The sequence below is a fragment of the Flavobacterium sp. SOK18b genome, from assembly GCF_014156605.1.
In the GTDB taxonomy this organism is placed as follows: Bacteria; Bacteroidota; Bacteroidia; order Flavobacteriales; family Flavobacteriaceae; genus Flavobacterium; species Flavobacterium tiangeerense.
In genome coordinates this window covers 1-1,251 of the sequence record NZ_QKNZ01000026.1, presented here as the reverse complement: position 1 = coordinate 1,251, position 1,251 = coordinate 1, and the positions used below count along the sequence as shown (strand labels likewise).

Genomic DNA, 1,251 nt, shown 5'->3' with positions numbered 1-1,251 from the left:
AATTAAAAAAACTATTAAAACGGATAATTGGGAAAATAATAATTTTACCGCATCAATATTGGAGGAATGTCGGATGATTCCTGAATAGGTGCGGAAAAGCCAAAAGAAAAAGACATTGCACAACAATAAGGCCGAAACATAAAGACCTGAATGAGAAGTTAACACATAATCTAGCCCAGTACCTTTAAAAATCAGGTAGGTAAAAAAGAACGACAAAATTAGGACCACCAAATCAATGGAAATAATAATCCACCGTGGTAAATATCCCAAGTTATGAATGTTGAAACGTAGGTTTAGGATTGAGAAATATTTTGAAAAATACCCTCGCTCCTCTGTATTATTATTTTTATACAACTGTTTAAACTTTAAAATTATTTTTGCTCTAATGCAAAATTACAAATAATGGATTTAAATGCAGATATTATTTTTACAGGCTAATAGGTAGGAGTCAAAAAAAATCGTTAATGACTTAACCATCTTATTTAAAAACATTTGAAAATACCATTTAATTAAGACTGAATGTACTATTATACAATAACCCATGTTCTAAATCAAAAAAGTATTTTCAAAAAGACATATTATTTTCAGGAACTAGTAGACAGCAGTAGTTGTTTTGGCTAATCTAATTTTTTTAATAAACTCATTAAATAATCACCGTAACCTGATTTTTTTAGAGGCACTGCTAATTCTCTCAACTGTTCATTGCTAATGAATCCTTGTCTCCAAGCAATCTCTTCAATACAGCCCACTTTTAAACCTTGACGTTCTTCAATCACCTGAACAAATTGGCCTGCTTGCATCAAACTGTTGAATGTTCCAGTATCTAACCATGCGGTACCTCTGCTTAAAATCCCTACTTTCAAAATCCCTTTTTCAAGGTATACCTTATTCACATCGGTGATTTCATATTCCCCTCGAGCACTCGGCTGTATATTTTTTGCTATTTCTACCACAGAATTATCATAAAAATACAAGCCTGGAACCGCATAATTCGATTTAGGAATCAAGGGTTTCTCTTCAATAGAAAGTGCTTTGAATGTTTCGTCAAACTCAACGACTCCATAGCGTTCTGGGTCTGAAACATGGTACGCAAAAACTACTCCACCCACGGGATTGGTATTGGACTGTAATAATTCTTGCATGTGAGCCCCAAAGAAAATATTGTCTCCCAGTACCAATGCAACACTATCGGTACCAATAAAATCGGCTCCAATTACAAATGCTTGGGCTAATCCATTAGGTATCGCCTGT

Annotated in this window: 1 protein-coding gene and 1 pseudogene; both read right to left on the bottom strand. The window is 34.0% G+C overall.

Annotated features, from left to right (window positions below; all coding sequences use genetic code 11):
• Positions 1–354, bottom strand: a pseudogene (locus DNC80_RS15795) (polysaccharide biosynthesis protein); the annotation flags it as partial.
• A 263-nt stretch (positions 355–617) separates the two neighbouring features.
• The coding region (locus tag DNC80_RS05795) for a sugar nucleotidyltransferase (protein WP_182650014.1) at positions 618–1,251 on the bottom strand (634 nt) is incomplete at its 5' end.